Origin of the sequence: Galactobacter caseinivorans (assembly GCF_003640665.1) — a bacterium.
GTDB lineage: Bacteria > Actinomycetota > Actinomycetes > Actinomycetales > Micrococcaceae > Galactobacter > Galactobacter caseinivorans.
Genome location: NZ_QQXL01000004.1, coordinates 169426 through 188279, shown reverse-complemented (window position 1 = coordinate 188279; position 18854 = coordinate 169426). Strand labels below are relative to the sequence as shown.

General features: G+C 68.2%; 21 protein-coding genes. 9 read left to right on the top strand and 12 right to left on the bottom strand.

Translation table 11 applies throughout. From position 1 onward, the window contains the following. Positions 1-181: 181 nt before the first annotated feature. Complete coding sequence (locus tag DWQ67_RS08135) at positions 182-589, top strand: hypothetical protein (RefSeq protein WP_121485093.1); 408 nt, start codon at positions 182-184, stop codon at positions 587-589. Between the two features lie 72 nt (positions 590-661). Further along, positions 662-1153, top strand: a complete 492-nt coding sequence (locus tag DWQ67_RS08130) for a DUF4188 domain-containing protein (protein ID WP_121485092.1) — start codon at positions 662-664, stop codon at positions 1151-1153. On the opposite strand, the gene DWQ67_RS08125 is transcribed toward DWQ67_RS08130, so the two are convergent. From DWQ67_RS08125 to DWQ67_RS08095, 7 genes are all read right to left on the bottom strand, one after another. Continuing rightward, positions 1150-1599, bottom strand: coding sequence for an HD domain-containing protein (locus DWQ67_RS08125; protein WP_121485091.1), 450 nt, complete (start codon positions 1597-1599; stop codon positions 1150-1152). The two genes, DWQ67_RS08130 and DWQ67_RS08125, sit on opposite strands and share 4 nt — an antisense overlap. Positions 1600-1717: 118 nt before the next feature. Beyond that, the gene (locus DWQ67_RS08120; RefSeq protein WP_121485090.1) at positions 1718-3091 is read right to left on the bottom strand and encodes an MFS transporter; all 1374 of its coding nucleotides are present in this window, start codon (positions 3089-3091) and stop codon (positions 1718-1720) included. A gap of 86 nt (positions 3092-3177) precedes the next feature. Continuing rightward, a complete protein-coding gene (locus DWQ67_RS08115) occupies positions 3178-4215 on the bottom strand; it encodes a hemolysin family protein (RefSeq protein ID WP_121485089.1) in 1038 nt (345 codons plus the stop codon). Then, positions 4215-5555, bottom strand: coding sequence for a hemolysin family protein (locus DWQ67_RS08110; protein WP_121485088.1), 1341 nt, complete (start codon positions 5553-5555; stop codon positions 4215-4217). The genes DWQ67_RS08115 and DWQ67_RS08110 overlap by 1 nt, the downstream gene beginning before the upstream one ends. Before the next feature lie 208 nt (positions 5556-5763). Beyond that, entirely contained in the window at positions 5764-6435 is a 672-nt protein-coding gene (locus tag DWQ67_RS08105; protein WP_233555990.1) for a GNAT family N-acetyltransferase, read from the bottom strand. 87 nt (positions 6436-6522) lie between these two features. Then, the gene (locus tag DWQ67_RS08100) at positions 6523-7500 is read right to left on the bottom strand and encodes a zinc-binding dehydrogenase (protein WP_121485087.1); all 978 of its coding nucleotides are present in this window, start codon (positions 7498-7500) and stop codon (positions 6523-6525) included. A 68-nt stretch (positions 7501-7568) separates the two neighbouring features. Further along, on the bottom strand, positions 7569-7979 hold the full coding sequence (locus DWQ67_RS08095; protein ID WP_121485086.1) for a DUF1304 domain-containing protein: 411 nt from the start codon (positions 7977-7979) through the stop codon (positions 7569-7571). A 151-nt stretch (positions 7980-8130) separates the two neighbouring features. Here DWQ67_RS08095 and DWQ67_RS08090 point away from each other — a divergent pair, with 151 nt between their 5' ends. From DWQ67_RS08090 to DWQ67_RS08080, 4 genes are all read left to right on the top strand, one after another. Then, positions 8131-8703, top strand: a complete 573-nt coding sequence (locus DWQ67_RS08090; protein ID WP_121485085.1) for a TetR/AcrR family transcriptional regulator — start codon at positions 8131-8133, stop codon at positions 8701-8703. A gap of 102 nt (positions 8704-8805) precedes the next feature. Further along, a complete protein-coding gene (locus DWQ67_RS08085; protein ID WP_121485084.1) occupies positions 8806-9873 on the top strand; it encodes an ankyrin repeat domain-containing protein in 1068 nt (355 codons plus the stop codon). A 127-nt stretch (positions 9874-10000) separates the two neighbouring features. After that, positions 10001-10144: a hypothetical protein gene (locus tag DWQ67_RS13770; protein WP_158595401.1), complete on the top strand. Its 144-nt coding sequence runs from the start codon at positions 10001-10003 to the stop codon at positions 10142-10144. Positions 10145-10232: 88 nt separating this feature from the next. Then, the gene (locus DWQ67_RS08080; RefSeq protein ID WP_121485083.1) at positions 10233-11315 is read left to right on the top strand and encodes an ankyrin repeat domain-containing protein; all 1083 of its coding nucleotides are present in this window, start codon (positions 10233-10235) and stop codon (positions 11313-11315) included. A 31-nt stretch (positions 11316-11346) separates the two neighbouring features. On the opposite strand, the gene soxR is transcribed toward DWQ67_RS08080, so the two are convergent. Next, a complete protein-coding gene (gene soxR / locus DWQ67_RS08075; protein ID WP_121485082.1) occupies positions 11347-11781 on the bottom strand; it encodes a redox-sensitive transcriptional activator SoxR in 435 nt (144 codons plus the stop codon). Positions 11782-11876: 95 nt separating this feature from the next. Here soxR and DWQ67_RS08070 point away from each other — a divergent pair, with 95 nt between their 5' ends. After that, complete coding sequence (locus DWQ67_RS08070; RefSeq protein WP_121485081.1) at positions 11877-13265, top strand: MFS transporter; 1389 nt, start codon at positions 11877-11879, stop codon at positions 13263-13265. A 26-nt stretch (positions 13266-13291) separates the two neighbouring features. On the opposite strand, the gene DWQ67_RS08065 is transcribed toward DWQ67_RS08070, so the two are convergent. The 3 genes from DWQ67_RS08065 to DWQ67_RS08055 form a co-directional block, all read right to left on the bottom strand. Then, positions 13292-13732 (bottom strand): GNAT family N-acetyltransferase, encoded by a 441-nt coding sequence (locus DWQ67_RS08065; RefSeq protein ID WP_121485080.1) that lies wholly within the window; start codon positions 13730-13732, stop codon positions 13292-13294. 27 nt (positions 13733-13759) lie between these two features. Continuing rightward, entirely contained in the window at positions 13760-14713 is a 954-nt protein-coding gene (locus tag DWQ67_RS08060) for an alpha/beta fold hydrolase (protein WP_121485079.1), read from the bottom strand. 77 nt (positions 14714-14790) lie between these two features. Continuing rightward, on the bottom strand, positions 14791-15183 hold the full coding sequence (locus DWQ67_RS08055; protein ID WP_121485078.1) for a winged helix-turn-helix transcriptional regulator: 393 nt from the start codon (positions 15181-15183) through the stop codon (positions 14791-14793). Positions 15184-15271: 88 nt separating this feature from the next. Between DWQ67_RS08055 and DWQ67_RS08050 the strand changes: the two genes are divergently transcribed. Next, a complete protein-coding gene (locus tag DWQ67_RS08050) occupies positions 15272-16702 on the top strand; it encodes an MFS transporter (protein WP_158595400.1) in 1431 nt (476 codons plus the stop codon). Here the strand turns inward: DWQ67_RS08050 and DWQ67_RS08045 are convergent. Continuing rightward, positions 16638-18176 carry an MFS transporter gene (locus tag DWQ67_RS08045; RefSeq protein ID WP_233555989.1) on the bottom strand — a complete coding sequence of 513 codons (1539 nt, stop codon included), beginning with the start codon at positions 18174-18176 and terminating at the stop codon, positions 16638-16640. The genes DWQ67_RS08050 and DWQ67_RS08045 overlap by 65 nt on opposite strands. Before the next feature lie 97 nt (positions 18177-18273). Here DWQ67_RS08045 and DWQ67_RS08040 point away from each other — a divergent pair, with 97 nt between their 5' ends. Further along, the gene (locus tag DWQ67_RS08040) at positions 18274-18852 is read left to right on the top strand and encodes a TetR/AcrR family transcriptional regulator (protein ID WP_121485075.1); all 579 of its coding nucleotides are present in this window, start codon (positions 18274-18276) and stop codon (positions 18850-18852) included. Positions 18853-18854: the final 2 nt, after the last annotated feature.

The following is an 18854-nucleotide window of genomic DNA, read 5'->3' as shown; positions in this document are numbered from 1 at the left end:
AGCGGCCCCTCCTCGCCCGGCAGGGGCGGCCCGCCCTGAGGCCCTCATTCACCTGCCCGATGCTTGCTCACGGCCCTGGCCCGTGCGAACCTTCCAGAACCACTTGCAAGCGGCAGGTGACCCGTCCCGGCGGGGCACAGGCGGCCCAACGGTGACCCCCCAATGCCGAGAGGACAACCCCATGAGCACCCTCGCCAACAACCCCGAATCAGCCACCGCCGCGCAGGCGCGCAACGAGCCCTCCGCACCCCCCACCGTGGAACTGGAACTCATCCTTGACCCCACGTTGGGCACCGGCCCGCTCCCCCAACCGTCCAGTCGCTCCGTCCACGCCGGCTGGCAGGAACGCCTCACGCTTCTGACGGACCTTGCGGCGGAACGCCTAGCTGAGGATCCGGACGTGGTCCGGGTTCTGTGCACCACCACGGGCAGCGGCGATCACCTGCATCTGCACTTGGAATGCTCGCTGGTCTCGGCCGAGGCCACGGAGCGGGTGAGCACCCGCGTTGACCAGGTGCTGATCCCGGATCTGGAGGAGCAGCTCGGAACCCGTTTTGCCGAGTTGCATCTGGGTTTCACGGTCGCTTAAGGCGCAGCCACCCATTTCAGCGTAGGGTTCACTGGGTAGCTCCAATATCCATCTACGTTGAACGGGGACATCATGCCCAAGGTCTTCCCAGGTCGGTTCACGGCAAACCCTCAGGGGGATGTCACGGTGTTCATGATCGGCATGCGCTTTAACCAGCTGTGGCGCGTAGATAAGTGGCTACCCGTCTTTGTTGCTATGCCCCGCATGATCGCGTTCCTGGCCCGCCACCCGCAGGATGGGTTGCTGGGCTGGCACCTCTGGATCGGCAGGACCGTGTTGGTGCTGCAGTACTGGGAAAGCCCGGAGAAGCTGCGGGCCTTCGCCTCCGCCAAGGACCGCCCGCACGTGGACCCGTGGCGCCGCTACGTGACGTCCGTGGGTGATCATCCGGCCGTGGGCATCTGGCACGAGACCTACGTCAGTTCCCCGGGCACGCGCGAGTCCATTTACGTGAATATGCCGGAATTCGGCGTCGCCGCGGCCACCGAGCACGTCCCGATCGGCGCGGGCCAGCGCACGGCCAAGCAACGCATGGGCCAGGAACCGCCCGTCAACGGGGCCTAGCTCGCCAACCCCAGCTCCGCGCGGGCATGGCGGTACTTACCCGCCAGCCGCGTGGCCGTGGCGTGATCAAGCAAGGCGACGCGAGCCGGGTCGGTGTTGTCTGCGATATCCGCCCGCTTCACGGCGAGCGCCAGCTGGTCCGCGCGCACCCGCGCGTAATAGGCGTCCGGTTCCTCCCCGGACCTGCGCGTCATGGCATCCACGCCTGCGGCGATCTGATCCCCAAACGCCTGCCGGATCTGTTCTAGCGTCACGTCCGTGTCCTCTACTACGTCATGCAACCAGGCCACGGCCACCGCTGCGTGGCGCGGGCCCACGTCCTGCGCAACCAGGGCGGCGACGCGCGCCGGGTGCTCAATGTAGGGGCGGCCAGCCTTGTCCTGCTGACCCGCGTGAGCGCTCGTGGCGAGCACCCGCGCCGGAATGGTGAGGTCCCTGCGTTCCACACGTCCTCCTGGGTGTCCGGACGGCCGCGCCGTCCTGAGCGGTCCTGCTCTGTCACCTCTTAGCCTAGACAATGGGGCCGACACAGCGCTGTTGAACTGCCCAGAGTTGTGGATAAGTTCACGTGGTATCGCTGCGTGGTCGGCGCACCTCCGCCCAGCCTGCCCACCCCAGCAGCGCGCAGCTAAGCCATATGGCCCCGGCCGGCCCCCACGGAGCGGCGACCAACCCAGCCAGCAACGGCATCGCCACCTGCCCCGCCCGGTTTCCCATCAGCCTCACCGCCAGCGCTGACCCACGCCAACTGCCCGGCACAGATTGGGAAATGGCGCTCATGCTCAGCGGCTGGCCAATCCCCAGGAAGAATCCGCCGACCACAAGCAGCGCACCGGCCACGATCACCCCAGCCAGCCCGGGCCACCAAGCCAGCGCGAGCGGCGGCAGCGCCAGGGTCACCCCCGCGCCAAAGAGGCACCACAGCATCAGCCGCCTGCGGCTGAACCGGCGCACCAGCCACGGCAGCATGGAGCGGCACACGATGGACGCGCCGGCCCGCATCGCCAGCAAGAATCCGACCACCTCCGGCCCCACCCCCAGTTCCTCTCCCACGACCGGGAGGAACGCCGTGAGGATGTCCAGCATGGCCAGTAGGCTCAGCGCGCCAAGCATGATGCTCGGCAGGCCCGGAATCCGCAGGATCCGCCACACGGTCGGCTTCCCCGGATCCGCGGCGGCGCCACTGAGGACCCGGTCAGCGCCCGACGGCGGCTGGTCGCCTCCTCCGGACTGCGCCCGGTTCCCTGTGCCCTGCGCAGCAGGGTCAGCTGTGCCTGGGTCCGCTGTGCCCGGCGCCGCGGGGCCGGGCGACTCGGTCCGGCGGTCCCGCGGGGAGCCCGGGAGCGGCGCGATCAGCAGCAGCCCGCCCGCGGCCGCGACCACGGCGCCCACCCACAGAGCCAGGTTGACGGCGTCGGCCCGCCCTTCGACTCCGCCCCCACCCAGGAGCAACCCGCCCGCCAGGGGTCCCAGGAGCTGCCCGGTGGAGTAGGCGGCCGTGAACCAGCCAAAGCCCGCGTCCAGCTGGTGCGGGGCGCTATACCTGGCGATGGAGCTCTGGCCAGCGATGGTGAAGAGTAGGTGCCCAAAGCCCAGGACGGTGGAGGCAACAATCACGCCGGCCAGTCCGGGCGCCACCGCCAGCCCTGCCCCGCCAAGGCCCAACAGCACCGCTCCAGCCAGGAGCAGGAATCTCAGGCGAATCACCCGGTCGGAGAGGCGCCCCATCCACACGGCCACCACCAGCGGGATCACCGCGTAGGCGGCCGTCGCGATGCCGATCGCCGTCGCATCCGCGCCAAAGTCCAGCAGCTTGTAAGAGGTGACGGGACGCAGCAGGTTCAGGCCGGTCTGCGTGAAGACGGCGGCACCCACCAGGACCCACAACCACGGCGAACGCCCCTGCGCGGGGGCGGCATCGCTGCGTGGGCGTGGCACGGGATTCCTCTCGCCAAACGGAAGGGCCCGCGGGGGCCGGGTCTCAATTCAGCCTAACCCCGCGGGCCCCGCGCACCGGCTCCGCGTCAGCTCGCCGAGCGGCTGTCGTCCCTGACCTGCCCCACCAGTTCCTCCAACACATCCTCCAGAGTCACCACGCCCACCGGCTCACCCGCCGCATCCACGGCCAACGCCAGGTGGGCGCCCTCGCGTTGCATGCGACTCAGCGCAGGGCGCACGGCCTTGTCCGCCTGGAAGCGGGGTAGTTCGCGCACCATGTCCGCGGACAGGGGGCGCTCGCGGCGCTCTGCATCCGCCCCGATCACGTCCTTCACGTGCACATAACCCAGCCACACGCCGTCGGGCGCTACCAGCGGGAAACGGCTGAAGCCGTTGGCCGCCGCGGCCTCCACCTCTGCCGGCGTGGCCCCGGAAGGCAGGGTCTGGACCTGCGCCAAGGGGATCGCGACGGAGCCGATGGTGCGGGACTCAAAGGCGAGCGCGCCCATCAAGAGGCGCTCGTCCTGACCGTCAAGCAGCCCGCCCTCACGGGATTCGGCGACCAGGTCCGCCACCTCGTCGCGGGTAAACGCGCTGGTGACCTCGTCCTGGGGGGTGACCTTGAAGAGGCGAAGGATGCCGTTGCCGCAGGCATTCATGATCCACAGGAGCGGGCGCAGGAACTTCACGACCACCACCAGCGCGGGCCCCATGGCCATGGCCGTCTTCTCCGGGCCGGAGAGCGCAATGTTCTTGGGGACCATCTCGCCAAGCACCACGTGCAGGTACGTCACCAGCGCCAGAGCGATGGCGTAGGAGAGCACGTCGATCCACAGATCTGACATGCCCCACGCCTCAAACGGGCCGGCCACCGCGTACTTAACCATCGGCTTGGTGACGTACCCCAAAGCCAAGGAACAGACCGTGATGCCCAGCTGAGCGCCCGCCATCATCAGAGAGACATTCTCGATGGCCCACAGGGTCATTTTGGCGCGGCGGCTTCCCTCCCGCGCCAGGGGCTCAATGATGGAGCGGCGCGCAGAGATCAGCGCGAACTCCGCGCCAACAAAGAAGAAGTTGGCGGCGAGAAGCAGCACGGTCAGGACAATTCCCAGGACGTCCATCAGAGCTCCTCCTCATCCTTCGGATCGGAAACGGTGGCCTTCAGGGACGCGATGCGCGCCCCGTCCATGTCCAGCACTCGCAGCGTGAGCGTGCGGGCGGGTAGCTCGTGCTCCTCCTGCGTCTGCACGCTCACCTCATCCCCGGGCTGCCCAATGCGGCCCAGGTGCAGGGTCACCAGCCCGGCCAGGGTGTCGTACTCAGGGGCGGCGGGCACGCGGGTCCCCAGCAGGTCAGTGGCCTCGTCAGGTCGCAGCGCACCATCCAGGCGCCAGGCGCCGTGCGGCAGGCGCAGATTGGGGTCCTCCGGGTCGTGTTCATCCACCACCTCGCCCACAATCTCCTCCACCAGGTCCTCCAGCGTGAGCAAGCCGGCCACGTCCCCGGTCTCGTCCATGATGATCGCCATCTGCAAGCCACCGGCCCGGAGCGTGTCCATCAGGTCGTCCAACTCGGCAGTGTCCGGGGCCAGGGTCGCGGGCTCCGCGAAGGACTCCACCGTGACGGATCCGCGCTCCGGGAAAGGCACCGCCAACGCCTTGCGTACGTGCACCACGCCTTCCACGGTGGTGGCGCCGGGCGCCCCCATGGGGAAGCGCGAGTGCCCGGTGCGCGCGGCCAGCACCAGCAGCTCGGTCACGGTTGTGGTGGGTTGCACGGTGTCCATGCGTGGGCGCGGGGTCATGGCATCGCGGGCCCTGCGGCGCCCAAAGGCCACCGAGCGCTCCAGGAGGCGGGCCGTCTCTTGTGGCAACACGCCCTCGCGCGCCGAGTGATCAGCCAGGGCCACCAGCTCCTCCGCCGAGCGGGCGGAGGCCAACTCCTCCTTTGGCTCTATTCCCAGGCGGCGCACTATCCAGTTCGCCGTGCCGTTAAAGAAGAGCAGGAGTGGTTTGGTCACGGTGCTGAACCCGCGTTGGAACCCGGTCACCGCCCGCGCCGTGGCCAGGGGCCTGGCGATGGCGAGGTTCTTGGGCACCAGCTCACCAAAGACCATGGTGAGAACGGTCGCCAGGACCAGCGCAATCGCGACGGATACGGTGCGGGCGCCGGCCTCCGGGAGCCCGGCGGATTGCAGGGGTCCCACCACCAGGGCCGCAATGGCCGGTTCTGCCAGGAAGCCGATGCCGAGGTTGGTGAGGGTGATGCCCAACTGCGCCCCGGAGAGCTGCGTGGACAGGGTGTTCATGCCCTTGAGCACGCCCTCCGCCTTGCGATCCCCCGCGGCGATGGCGGCTTTGACCTCATTGCGGTTGACCGTGATGAGGGAGAACTCGGCGGCGACAAAGAGCGCACACCCGAGAATCAGGAGCAGTGCCCCCAAGATAAAAATTACTTCCATGCTTTACACCCCCTACTCAGGACCGGCGCGTCAGCACCAGCACACGGCAGAGGGGACGGACTGTCATCCGGACTGTCGCCAGGGGTGTTCATCGTTCCTTCCAGGCCGTCAGAGGTGACGGTCCGATCTTGATGCCTTCTATCCTTGCGGGTCGCGGCGGCCCATGGCAACGAGACGGGGGTCTTGGGGCCACATCCTGGGCGGATTCTCAGCTTGAGGCGCCCCGCTGGGCCCATTCGTCCTTGAGGAGCGCGTAAAGAATGCCATCTATCCACCCGTGATCCCTGTGCAGCGATTCCTTGATGGAGACCGATTCGCGGCGCATGCCCACGCGCTCCATGAGTCGCCAGGAAGCCTCATTGGCGAAGAATGCCCCGGCGGTGACGCGGCGAAGCCCCACCTGCTCAAAAGAAATGCCGATGGCGGCATGAACGGCCTCGGTGGCGTATCCACGCCCCCCAAAGTCGGGGTGGAACACCCAGCCAAGCTCCGCTTCCGTGCCCGCGGCCTGCTCCTTCACCTCACGTTGCCCCCAGGCATCGCCCACGAGGATCATGAGATCGCCAATGATCCTGCCCTCCAACTCCACCACCAGTTGTGGCCCCAGCTTGCTGGGAAAGGTGGCGTCCCAGTCTGCCCGGTCCACCGGATGCCAGCCCAGCCACTCGCCCACAGAATCCAGGCGGCGGTACTCCCACATGGCGTCCATGTCAGCCAGGGTGGCCCGGCGCAGGCTGAGACGCTCGGTGCGCACGGGCCAGGCGACGGCCGTGAGCGGATCCATGTCCACAGCGGCATGTTCCGGGGTTGCCCCCGCGAGGGGGTCTTTGAGAGTGGGGTCCTTGGCAGTGGGGGCGGATGCCGCGTCAGGCGAGCTCATGCGCCCAAGCCTGCCATTCGCCGTCGGGCAAAAGAAACGGCGGCGCCGGGTACGCATACCCGGCGCCGCCGCAAGCAGTGCCCCGCGTCAGGGCTTCAGCAGCACCTTGCCCACGCGGCCCGCCTCGAAGTTGGAGGCGATCGCGGAGGCGACGTCTTCCAGCCCAAAGGTCCCGGAGACGGGGAGCGTGACCTCGCCAGCGGCGACCCGGCGGAAGATCTCGCCCATCAGCGCGGCCTTCTCCTCCGGGGCCATGTCCTGGGACACCTTGCTGCCCCAGAAGCCCTTAATGGTGGCCTGCTTAAAGATCACGGGGCCGGAGGGAATCTGCATGACCGGCGAGCCCATAGCGCCAAAGGACACCAGGGTGCCGTTTTCCGCCAGCGCGGAAAGCAAATCGGCGCTGGCCTGGCCGCCCACGGAGTCAACGGCCACGGGGATGGGGGCCCCGCCCGTGATCTGCTGCACCTGCTCCTGCCAGCCCTCGGAGTCGGTGGCGACGATGCGGTTGATGCCCTGCTCGGCCAGCTCCGCCACGCCATCGACTCGGCGCACCAGGCCCACCACGTTGATGCCGCGAGCCGCGGCGAACTGGGCCACCAGGCGGCCCACGGCGCCGTTGGCGGCGTTCTGGATGAGCCACTCGCCCTCCTTGACGCCAAGGAAATTTACCAGGGAGAGCGCGCTGAACGGCATGGAAACCAGCTGTGCCGCCGCCTCATCCTCGATGGCGTCCGGGACTGGAATCAGGGTGGCTGCGGGCGCAACAAAGAGCTCAGCCCACACGCCAAAGACGCCGCCGGCGATGACGCGCTGACCCACCTCAAGGCCGGTCACTCCCTCACCCAGGGCCTCAATGACGCCGAGCGCCTCTGTGCCTGCGGCCGCGGGCATCTCCGGCTTGAAGCCGTAGTTGCCGGTGACCGTCCAGATGTCGTGATTGTGCACCGGGCTCAGCACGGTGCGGACCAGGGCCTGCCCGGGACCAGCCGTGGGGGTGGGGACGTCCTCAACCACGAGGACCTCGGCCGGGACGCCGAACTGGTGCTGACGAAGCGCGCGCATGGTGAAACTCAACTTTCTGTGGGGGTTGCTGTGTCGTGAAGTGTGTCGTGAAGAGGGCGATCGCTGGCTCAGGCCAGCACGCCCACCGCGGTGGCGATCAGGGCAAGCGCCGGCAGGGTTCCTTGCTTCAGGGCGGCGGCGCGGTGCTCCTTGGAAGAGAGGAGCAGCACCAGCGCTGCGGCGGTCATGGAAGCCACGCCGGTGAAGATGAGCGTGAGTCCGGCGACGCTGGTGGCACTGCCGCTATCGGCACCGCCGGTCGCGGCGAGCACCACACCGAGCAGCGTGATGATCGCGAGGAAGAGGTTGTAGAAGCCCTGGTTGAACGCCAGGGGCTTGGTCAGGCGCGCCTCCTCATCGGTGCCAATCCCGAAGGTCTTGCGTGCGGCGGGGCCTTCCCAGGCCACGGACTCCATCCAGAAGATGTAGACGTGCAGGGCGGCCGCGACTGCGGCGAGGATGAATCCGGCGATCAACATGGGTTTTCCTTTGAGGTGGAGCAGGAGGCTTTACTGAAACGATCAGTTCATAATATACTGTAACGGTCGGTCCAATAAAAGCAAGGGCCGCGTTGCTTGCATCACGCACAGGCCGGCACAAGCCGAGCCTCACCACCAGCAGGAGACCACCATGGGCCGCACCCGCACCATCCCAGAGGCCGAGACGGTGCTGGCCGCCCGCCAGGTGTTCTGGGAGCGCGGTTTTGCCGAGGCCTCCATCCCGGAACTGGAGGCGGCCACGGGCCTGAACCGCTCCAGCCTGTACCACTCCTTTGGGTCCAAGCGCGGGCTGTTCGACGCCGCCGTGCAGAGTTATCTTGACCAGGTGGTGCGCCCGCGGTTGGTTCCGTTGACGGCCCCAGTGGTGGCCCCAGGAGCGCTGGCCGCGTATCTGCGCGGGGTCCGCGAGGCCATGGCGGAGCCGGCCACGGCCCTCGCCAGCAACGGCTGCCTGCTGCTCAACTCCAGCGTGGGCTCTCTTGGCCAGGACCAGGCCGTGCGCCACAGCATCGATGCGTACCGGGCAGAACTCGGAGCCGCCATCACGCGCGGGGTTGCCGCCGCGCACCCCCAGCTGAATGGTCCCGCCGCCCAGGCCCTCTCCGTAGAGCTCACCGGCCTCATGCTCGCCGCCATGGCCCTGGTGCGGGTGGCCCCGGGCGCTGCGGTGGAGATGCTGGACGTCGCGCTGTCGCTGGCCTGATGCCCCGGCCCACCCCCCCTGGCCCGCCCCCTGGCCCACCCCCCTGGCCCGCGCCGCGGCGGGCCGCTAGGGTGAGAATTCCCAGAGCACGGAGGACTCAGCATGCCCCGCAAGCGCAAGACCCTGCCCAAGGACTTCGCCACCCAGCTCAAGGAAGCACCCCTGGATCAGCTCATCGCCCTGTTTGACACGGTTGAGCTGAACGCCACGGGCGGCTACGCCAAGTTGCCCGCACTGTTTTTCCCCGAGTGCCCCCCGGAGCTTGCGACCTGGCTGATCTCACAGGGCGCCGAGTTGGAAGCCCGCGATAGAAACGGCAGAACGCCGCTGCACCACTGGGTCGCCGCGTGGATCAGCCACCCAGAGGCGCTGCTGGACCTCGGCGCGGACATCGGCGCCACGGACAACGCCGGGAACACCCCGCTTCACGCGGCCGCCACTCGCCTCAACGAGCCAGCGGTCACGCTGCTCCTGGATCGCGGGGCGGATCCGAAGGTGCAAAACGCCAGAGGATCGAACCCGTTGGAGAGCGCGCTCTTCAGCACGTCCAATTCAACGCTGAGCGACGCCGCCAAGGTGGCCCAGCGATTCCTAGCGGCCGGCGTCGAGGTATCGAAGGCGAGTCGCACCACGGTGCACCAGCTCGGCGAGACGTTTGAGTCCGCCCGGGACGTCTTCGCCCCGGAGTTTCTGGAGGAGACTGATGCTGCGTTGCGCCAGCTGTACTCCCTCTTCGATGTGCCGCCGGTTGCCCGGCTTCAACGGCACGACGGCGCCTCCCCCATCCAGGTGCCCGCCGGCACCCCGGGCGCGCAGCACGGTGCGCTCTGGGACCTGCTGGTCCCCGCCTCCGGCGCGGCCACGACCGTCCAGGGCGAGATCATCCGCACCAGCGGAAAGATGGCGGACGAAATCCTCCGCAACGGCGGCGCCAACTGGGATCGCGGCTTCAGCTCCATGCTGATCTGGACCGTGGACCAGCTAGGCCAGGGCACGCCGCTTGCGGCCCCCTTACTGGAGGAAGCCGCAGGCCTCCGCGCCGCCATGAAGGGCGGCCACGGGCTGGCCGGGCCAGAACCCGCCCCCGAACGCCTCATGGCCCTGGCCGTGGAGTGGGTGCGCCTCAACCCGAACCCGGCGCCCAACTCCGCGCCCACCTTCCACCGCTGAGGCATCCTCGGCAACTCTCCCTGCGCAGACCTCAAATCCGGTGCGGCCCAGGGCCCTTAGCGGCAAGCTCACCGACGGAGAGTGAGTCCTCGGGGAGCATGCGACCTCCAGCCTGCTGCCGGACCTGGTGGCAGAGATCGGAGGCGGGCCGTTCTACGCATGGGTTGCCTCGCTCTACTTCGTCGCCAGCGTCATTGCCGCCATGGCCCTGGTGCGGGTGGCCCCGGGCGCTGCGGTGGAGATGCTGGACGTCGCGCTGTCGCTGGCCTGATGCCCCGACCCACCCCCTGGCCCACCCCCCTGGCCCGCGCCGCGGCGGGCCACTAGGGTGAGAATTCCCAGAGCACGGAGGACTCAGCATGCCCCGCAAGCGCAAGACCCTGCCCAAGGACTTCGCCACCCAGCTCAAGGAAGCACCCCTGGATCAGCTCATCGCCCTGTTTGACACGGTTGAGCTGAACGCCACGGGCGGCTACGACAAGCTGCCGGCACTGTTTTTCCCCGAGTGCCCCCCGGAGCTTGCGACCTGGCTGATCTCCCAGGGCGCCGACCTGGAGGCCCGCGATAGAAACGGCCAAACGCCGCTGCACCACAGGGCCCTCGACTGGAAGGGCGGGGCGGAGTCGCTGCTGGACCTCGGCGCGGACATCGGCGCCACGGACAACGCCGGCAACACCGTGCTGCACCTGGCGGCGCAGGGCTGGCGCGACGTCGTCGTCTCTCTGTTGTTGCGCCGGGGCGCCGACCCGTTCGCGAGGAATCACCGCGACCTGGACGCGCTGGAGTTGGCACTGGCCACCACCTCCTCCGGCCATATGGAGCACACGGCGGTGATTGCCCGGGAGCTCCTGGCGGCCGGCGTCACCCCCACTGATCGCATGCGCAAGCACGTGCTCCGGCTGGGCACGGAGTTCGAGTTCCACTCCACGGGGGCCAGCTATGATCCGGAGACGAACGAGCTGGTGGCGCGGGTAGAACGCGGCCTTCACGAGCTGTACTCCCTCTTTGATGTGCCGCCGGTTGCCCGGCTTCAACGGCACGACGGCGTCTCCCCCATCCAGGTGCCCGCCGGCACCCCGGGCGCGCAGCACGGTGCGCTCTGGGACCTGCTGGTCCCCGCCTCCGGCGCGGCCACGACCGTCCAGGGCGAGATCATCCGCACCAGCGGAAAGATGGCGGATGAAATCCTCCGCAACGGCGGCGCCAACTGGGATCGCGGCTTCAGCTCCATGCTGATCTGGACCGTGGACCAGCTAGGCCAGGACACGCCGCTTGCGGCCCCCTTACTGGAGGAAGCCGCCGGCCTCCGCGCCGCCATGAAGGGCGGCCACGGGCTGGCCGGGCCAGAACCCGCCCCCGAACGCCTCATGGCCCTGGCCGTGGAATGGGTGCGCCTCAACCCGAACCCGGCACCCAACTCCGCGCCCACCTTCCACCGCTGAGGCATCCGCGGCGACTCTCCCCGCGCAGACCTCAGATCCGTTGCGGCCCGGGGCCCTTGGCGGCAAGCTCGTCTTGGGGGTTGAGCAGGTAGCAGGCCTTCATGGAGAGGCACCCGCAACCGATGCACCCCTGCAGCTCGCGTTCCAAGCGCTCCAGCCGCTCCCGGCGCTTGGTGAGACTCGCCTTCCAGATGACGGCGACGCGATGCCAGTCACCCGCCGTCGGAGCGTCGCTGTGCGGCAGCGGGGCGAACGCCTCCTCCACCTCGGAGAGCGGGATGCCCAAGTTCTTGGCGACCACGATGAGGGAGACGCGGCGCACCATGTGGCGCGCGTAGCGGCGCTGGTTTCCCCCGGTGCGGTGCGACACCACCAGGCCCAGCCGCTCGTAGTAGTGCAGGGCGGAGACGGCCACGCCGGTGCGCGCGGCAATCTCGCCGACGGAGAGTGAGTCCTCGGGCAGCATGCGACCTCCACACATTGGGGCGTGAGGGGCATCACCATCGGAGCGCCCCGGTATCACTTGACCTCAAGCTTGGTTGAGGTCTTAGCGTCAAGACTATGCCAAACACACCAACACCCCTCGCACCCCACCCGCAGCTCTCCCACTACCGCGGAGCGGTCGCGGTCCTGGCCGGCGGCATCCTGCTGCAGGCCCTCAACGCCTACGTGACCTCCAGCCTGCTGCCGGACCTGGTGGCAGAGATCGGAGGCGAGCCGTTCTACGCGTGGGTTGCCTCGCTCTACTTCGTCGCCAGCGTCAGTGCCGCCATGCTCTCCAGCCGGGCCCTCCTCAAGCTCGGCGCGCGGACGGCCTTTGTTGTCGGTTTTGGGGTGTTTGCGATCGGCTGCGTGGTCGCCGCCCTGGCCCCTGGCATGGAGATTTTCCTTGTCTCCCGTGTGTTGCAGGGGCTCGGCGGCGGGCTACTCGCCGGCCTCTCCTTCGCTACCATCCGTTCCGCCCTGCCCCAGCCGCTGTGGTCGCAAGGAACCGCGATCGTCTCGGCCATGTTCGCCATCGGCACCTTGGTGGGTCCCGCGCTCGGCGGCGCCTTTGCGCAGGCCGGGATCTGGCGGCTCGCCTTTGTGGTGCTTGCCGCGCTCGGCCTCGCGCTCACCGCGCTGGTACCGCGCGCGCTGCCGAATACTGCGCGAAGCAACGACGTCGGGCAGATTCCGTTCGCCTCCATGGCCGCCCTCACGCTCGCGGTCCTCGCCATGAGCCTGGCCGGCGTGCTCGGCGGGGCCGGCACGTGGGTCGCGCTGGGCGTGGGCGCCCTGCTGATCGGCGCGTTCGTTGTGGCGGAGCGCTTCGGTTCCACCTCGGTGCTGCCGCGGTTCACCTACCGGCGCGGAAACTCGCTCAAGTGGCTCTACCTGACCATCGCGTTGGGCTCCGCCGCGGTCGTCACGGAGGCATTCACACCGCTCTTTGGGCAGCGACTGATTGGGCTTGAACCGCTGGTCGCCGGCTTCCTTGGCGCCACCGTCTCCGCCGGCTGGTCCGCCGCGGCGATCCCCAGTTCCCGGGTTCAGAGCGCCGCTGCGCGTCGGCGCCTCTCGATGTTTGGTCCCCTTCTCACGGCGATCGCCTTGGGCGCGACGGCGGTGCTGCAGTTGGTGAGCCCCAGCGGGCTTTCGGTGCTGGGCTGGGCCTTCACCCTTTTCCTGGCGGGCGTGGGCATCGGCATGTCCAACCCGCACCTTTCCGTCGCGGTCATGAGCAGCACGGAGGATGAGCGCCTGGCGGCGCAGGCGGCGGCGGGCGTGCCCATCGCCAGCCAGATGGGGCAGATGCTCTTTGTGGCACTGGGAGGAGTTTTTGTCACCGCCGGCATGCCGCACGTGCCGCAGGCCGCGGCCAATCTTTCGTGGGGCATCGCGGTCATCTCCGCCCTGGGCGCGCTCACCGCGTGGGTGGCGTTCCGGCGCGCCGCTCGGAAGCAGTGAACTCCCGCCCGGTCGCGCGAGCCAATTTAGGGCGAACCGGGGGTCAGGCTCTTGGCAAGTAGGAGCTCCGCAACTTCCCCAGGGAGCAGAAGCACCCCGCTATCGAGGTAGTCGCGGCGCCGATACAGGCGCTGTGCCCGCTCATCCGCTGCGGTGGAGGTGAGCACCTGGGTGTGTCCCGCCGCAGACATGGAACTCTCCCATTCGTCCAGGAGCTTGCTTCCCAAGGTGCGTCCGCGGTGACCTTCCAGCAAAAAGAGCATGTTCAGGAACGGGATCTCGTCCCAGAACAGGGACCATCGCAGCCAGCCCCGGAGTTCCTGTTCTTCCTCCAGGACAAGCGCCCTGCCCTCGTCAATCACCCGGGCCCACACCGTGGGCGTGATGTGGCGATCATGCTCTAGCAGAAAGTCCGAGTCCCGCTCCGTCGCTGGGCGGATGAGGAAAGCGGGGGCGTAGTTGCTCATGTCAGTCCCGTCTTGGTCGGTCACAGTTCACGCTCGTCCGGCGGCGGGAAGCTTCCCCAGGAAGGCCAGCGACCGCTCGGCAATCTCCGGCGAGTGGGTGTGGTGCAGGTAGTGCTCGCCAGGCAGGAGCACCACCTCGCCGCGCTCCACCGAGGCGGCCTGCTCCCGGTGCAGGGCAATCCAGTCTGGCTGGGCGGGGTTTTCCCCGGCCCGCGCAAAGAGCAGGACGGGCAGGTTCTTCGGGAAGGTCTTGCCCTTGGCCTCACGGAAGTTCGGGGCGATGTGCTCCATCTCGTCCAGGTAGGTGGGTGCCAAGGAGTTGCGGTTCGCCAGCACACCCATCTGCTGCTGCAATTCTTCGCTGTAAACCGCCTTGTCCAGGCCCTCCCCCAGGCCCGCCGCGATCCGGGCCACGCCGGTGAAGCGTGCGGCGGCCATGAGCCCGGTCGGGAACTGCGTGTCCATGCCGGACTGGGTGGGCACGCTGCTGTCGATGCCGATGAAGGCGGTCATTTCGTTGCCAAAGAGCTGGGCCCACTTCAGCCCATAGATACCCCCGATGGAGTGGCCCATGAGCGTGTACTTGTCCGCGCCAAGTTGGGAGACGGCCTGGTGCATCTCCTTCACGATGTTCTCCGCCGTGCGCGGCTGATCCGTGGGGTCGCTGAGTCCAAAGCCGAAGGGTTCAAGGGCAATGACGTGGGCCTTGGAGGAGAGTTTCTTGATCAGCGGGTCAAAATCCAGCGCGGGCGCCGCGGTGCCGAAGCCGGGAATCAGCACGATGGTCTCCGGGCCGGATCCGGCCACCACAGCGTTCATTCGCTTCCCCCCGACCTCAACATACTGGCCGTAGGCGGGGAGGTTCTTGGCCTCATTCGCCGTAGCGGTCTGGTGCCACACGGTGGTGGCGCCGATCGCCAGCACCAGGACCCCGAGGATCACCCCGAGGGTCTTCGCGGCACGGCGGAGGAAAGTCTTCATGGGGATCACTTTCAATCGGGGAGTTCGTCAAACGCTTCAGGGGAACATGCCAAAAGGTTTTTATATCCGGATTGAGTCTACTTCTCCTCCGAGTTCGACGGGGTTCTGCCGCAACGTTCCCCCTGCCGCTGCGGGGACGCATAGTCGGCACCCCACCGCGCAAGCTCATCGACGAGCGGCATAGCGTCACGGCCCACATCGCTGAGGGAGTATTCAACCTTGGGCGGCACCTGCGCGAACACAGTCCTGATCACCAATTCGTCCTCCTCCAGCTCGCGCAGCTGGCGTGTGAGCACCTTAGGCGTGGGGCCGCCAAGCTCCCTGCCCAGCTCACCGAAGCGCAGCACTCCGCGCTCATGGAGAAGGGTCAGGATGCTGGGCTTCCAGGCACCGCCCAGCACGGCGACGGAGATCTCCGCCGCACACGCCCCGCCTCCAGTTTTGGCGACATGCTCGGTTCGAGCGCGCATCAGCGACCTTCCTTAGTATCCATATGGTCACTATCAACCAATAATGACCGTACTTGTACTCATTGAGCCTACAGCCCACGCTGAAGGTATGTCCGTAGAGAACCCCACCCTCACCACCCCCGATGCCCGCCGATGGTTCGCCATGATCCCCATGCTGCTCGGCGTCCTCATTGGCGCCGTCGCCATCAGCAGCGCCACCACCGCGCTGCCCGCCATGATCAACGAACTCCGCCTCTCCCCCGTAGAAGCGGCCTGGGTGATCGACTCGTACCTGCTGGCCCTGGCGGTGTCCCTGGTCATCGCCGCCCGCGCCGGGGACCAAATGGGCCGGCGTCGGATCATGGTGGTAGGCCTGCTCGGCTTTGCCGTCTTCAACCTGCTGGGCGGGTTCGCCACGAGCGGCATGGCACTCATCGCCGTGCGGGTGTTGCTTGGCCTGTCCGAGGCCATGGTGATCGCCTCCGTCGTCGCCACCATCGGCGTGCAGTTCCGGGCCCGCGAGCGGGTGCTGGCCTACGGCCTCTGGACCGCCACATTTGGTGCGGGTAGCGCGTTTGGGCCCTTGATCGGAGGGCTCTTGGCGGATGGTCCAGGCTGGCGCTGGATCCTGTTCGGGGCCGCGCCGGTCGCCGGCATCGCCGCCCTCCTGGCTGCGTGGCTGGTCCCGAATTCGCGCACCGCCGTCACGCCGAGCTGGGATGCGGCAAGCATCGCCCTGTCGGTGGTGGCCATCGCGGGCCTGGTCTATGGCCTGCAGCACGCCTCGCTGCAGCCCGCCGCCTCCGCCGTAGCCGGGCTGGTCGGCGTGCTGACCTTGGTCCTGTTCGTCCGGCGGCAGCGGCGGTTGGAGGATCCTCTGGTTGACGTGAGGCTGTTTCAGAACCGTCGGTTCTCCATCGCTTACCTCCAGATCCTGATCGCCGCCGGCACCAGCTCGGCCACGGTCTACCTGGTCAGCCTGCACTTGCAGCAAAGCCGCGGGGACACCGCCGTGGAGGCAGGAATGACGTTGCTCCCGCACGCCGTCATGATCGTGGCCGGTGGGGTGCTGGCGCCGCTTGCCCTCCGCAGGCTCTCCAGTAGCACCGTCATCGCGGCGGCCCTGCTCGCCCAAGCCGCGGGGCTGGCCTGGATTGGTGCGTCCCCTGGAAGCTTCTTCATGCCGCTCATGCTCGTGGGCGTCGGCATGGGAATGTCCGGAACCCTGGCCGCCACCGCCTTGTTTGACGTCACGACGCCGGAGCAGGCGGGGCAGGTCGGGGCCATCCAGGAGGTCGCGTTTGCGCTGGGCGCCGGCCTGGGCATCGCGCTCTTTGGCGGAATTGCCCTGGCGTTGGCTCACACGGGCTTCCTGACCGCCTTCGTGGTTGCTGCCGTGTTTGCCGCGGCGGCCGGGCTGCTTCCAGCGCTCTGGCGCCCCCACCCCGCACCCAACCGCCGCCTGGCAGCGGGACCTAGTGATCCGCCGTCGGGCGCTTGCCCACCAGCTTCACAGAAGGAATGGTGCGCCAGGCAATGACCGCGCCGAGGAGCGTGACGGCCGCGGCCACGAGCGCCGTGACCTGCATGCCAGAGGTGAAGGCGTGCTGTGCCGCGGAACTGGCCGGCGAGCCCGGGTCAAGGACCGCCAGGGCGGAGGCCAGGGACTCGCGCACCGCGCCGCCGTGCTCCCCGCTCAGGTCAGCAGGCAGATTGAAGCGGTACAGGGTGGTCATGAGTGAGCCGAGGATCGCGATGCCAAGCGCCACGCCCAACTCGTACGCCGTCTCCGAAATGGCGGAGGCGGCGCCGGCCTTGGACTGGGGCACGGCGGTGACTACGGCGTCCACCGTGACAGTCTGCGCCAGGCCCACGCCAAGGCCAATCGGCACCAGGGACAGGCCCAGCCAGAGGTAGGACTCGGAGCCCTCCGCGACGGCCACGGCGATGAGTCCCAGCGCTGTGAGCAACAGCCCGACGGCGATGGTCCGGCCCGCGCCGAGGCGCCCCAGGAACCAGCCCACCAGGATCACCACGGCGATGGAGGCGAGGGTTGCAGGCAGCTCCGCCAGGCCGGCCTGCAGCGGGCTAAAGCCGCGTGCCAGTTGCAGATATTGCGAGAAGAAGAAGAGCAATCCAGTCAGCGCAAAGACTGCAATGAACTGCGAGATGACCGCGCCGGAGAAGGCTGGGTTACGGAAGAGGTCAACGTCAATCATGGGTGCGGCGAGGCGGTGCTGGCGGCGGACAAAGAGCCATCCAAGGCCCAGGCCCACCAGCAGGCAGGCCACCCCGAGCACGTCCACGCCGGATTGCACGGTGTGCTTCACGGCATACACGAGCGGCACAATCGAGGCCAGCGCCAGCACGGCGGAGGGCAGGTCAAAGCGTCCCGGATGGGGGTCCTTTGACTCCGGCAGCAGGAAGAGGCCCGCCACGATCAGGATGATGACCACGGGCACGTTGATCAGGAACACGGAGCCCCACCAGAAGTGCTGCAGCAGCACGCCGCCCACCAGCGGGCCAAGTGCCGCGCCGCCGCCGGCCGCGGCGGACCAGATGGCGATGGCGCGGGTGCGCTCACGGGGGTCGGGGAAGATGTTGCGAATCAGGGAGAGCGTGGACGGCATCAGGGTGGCGCCGGCGACGCCGAGCAGCAGCCGCGCGGCCATCAGCATCTCCGCGCTGGTGGCAAAGGCGGCCACCAGGGACGCGGCCCCGAACAGGCCGGAGCCAATCAGGAGCAGACGTTTGCGTCCAATCCGGTCCGCGAGGGTGCCCATCACCACCAGCAGACCGGCCAGCGCCAGCGAGTAGATGTCGCCAATCCACAAGATCTGCGTGGCGCTAGGGTTCAGCGCCTCGGTGAGCGCGGGCACGGCGAGGTACAGCACGGTGCCGTCGATCGCCAAGAGCAGAATCGCCAGGACCAGGACGGAAAGCGCGGCCCAGCGGCGTTTTGCCGAGAGGGGCGCGGCCGAGGGGGCGGGGACGGGAGGCTGCGGCTGATTCACCTCGCAAACTGTACCGCCCGGGCGGTATAGTTCACAACGAGGAACTCGACACACTACGGTGACTGCGAGACGAATCTCGAAGCCAGCAAGGGGAAACATGGGACGGATCAGTGGGCGCGACGCCGAACAGACGCGGCGTCTCTTGCTCGACGCCGCGGAGAGACTGATCGGCGAGCGCGGCTTGGGTGCCTCCTTGGAGGACATTGCACGCGCGGCCGGGGTGTCCAAGGGTGGCCTGAAGTACCACTTCGCCAGCAAGGAGGAGCTACTCAAGGCCCTCGCGATAGACCACTCGCTGGCGTTCCGCGCCGAGGTGGACGCGCACCTTGACCCGGCGGATCAGGAACCAGGGCGGCTCCTGCGCGCCTACGTGCGCTCCGCCCTCTCCCCCGCCGTTGATACCGCTTCCAGCATCGAGCGCCACGGGCTCATGGCCCGGCTCATCACTGTGGATTCCGTGCGCGAGATCTGCGGCCAGGAAGCACAGTGGTGGAACGAGGCTCTAGGCGAGGACGGCTTTGACCCACTCCTGACGGATGTGGTGGTCGCAGCAGCGGACGGAGCGTCGGTGGCGCCGCTCTGGGGAGAGGAGTACTCCCCAGAGCGCCTGGACGCGCTGCGCGAGCGATTGCTCGCCATGACGCGCGGGGCTGAGCGGACTCACCGGGCTCAGTAGCT

Coding starts and splice junctions, on each gene's coding strand:
- DWQ67_RS08135 (WP_121485093.1), top strand. CDS start 182: ATGAGCACCCTCGCCAACAACCCCGAATCAGCCACCGCCGCGCAGGCG.
- DWQ67_RS08130 (WP_121485092.1), top strand. CDS start 662: ATGCCCAAGGTCTTCCCAGGTCGGTTCACGGCAAACCCTCAGGGGGAT.
- DWQ67_RS08115 (WP_121485089.1), bottom strand. CDS start 4,215: ATGGACGTCCTGGGAATTGTCCTGACCGTGCTGCTTCTCGCCGCCAAC.
- DWQ67_RS08110 (WP_121485088.1), bottom strand. CDS start 5,555: ATGGAAGTAATTTTTATCTTGGGGGCACTGCTCCTGATTCTCGGGTGT.
- DWQ67_RS08105 (WP_233555990.1), bottom strand. CDS start 6,435: ATGAGCTCGCCTGACGCGGCATCCGCCCCCACTGCCAAGGACCCCACT.
- DWQ67_RS08100 (WP_121485087.1), bottom strand. CDS start 7,500: ATGCGCGCGCTTCGTCAGCACCAGTTCGGCGTCCCGGCCGAGGTCCTC.
- DWQ67_RS08095 (WP_121485086.1), bottom strand. CDS start 7,979: ATGTTGATCGCCGGATTCATCCTCGCCGCAGTCGCGGCCGCCCTGCAC.
- DWQ67_RS08090 (WP_121485085.1), top strand. CDS start 8,131: ATGGGCCGCACCCGCACCATCCCAGAGGCCGAGACGGTGCTGGCCGCC.
- DWQ67_RS08085 (WP_121485084.1), top strand. CDS start 8,806: ATGCCCCGCAAGCGCAAGACCCTGCCCAAGGACTTCGCCACCCAGCTC.
- DWQ67_RS08080 (WP_121485083.1), top strand. CDS start 10,233: ATGCCCCGCAAGCGCAAGACCCTGCCCAAGGACTTCGCCACCCAGCTC.
- soxR (WP_121485082.1), bottom strand. CDS start 11,781: ATGCTGCCCGAGGACTCACTCTCCGTCGGCGAGATTGCCGCGCGCACC.
- DWQ67_RS08070 (WP_121485081.1), top strand. CDS start 11,877: ATGCCAAACACACCAACACCCCTCGCACCCCACCCGCAGCTCTCCCAC.
- DWQ67_RS08065 (WP_121485080.1), bottom strand. CDS start 13,732: ATGAGCAACTACGCCCCCGCTTTCCTCATCCGCCCAGCGACGGAGCGG.
- DWQ67_RS08060 (WP_121485079.1), bottom strand. CDS start 14,713: ATGAAGACTTTCCTCCGCCGTGCCGCGAAGACCCTCGGGGTGATCCTC.
- DWQ67_RS08055 (WP_121485078.1), bottom strand. CDS start 15,183: ATGCGCGCTCGAACCGAGCATGTCGCCAAAACTGGAGGCGGGGCGTGT.
- DWQ67_RS08050 (WP_158595400.1), top strand. CDS start 15,272: ATGTCCGTAGAGAACCCCACCCTCACCACCCCCGATGCCCGCCGATGG.
- DWQ67_RS08040 (WP_121485075.1), top strand. CDS start 18,274: ATGGGACGGATCAGTGGGCGCGACGCCGAACAGACGCGGCGTCTCTTG.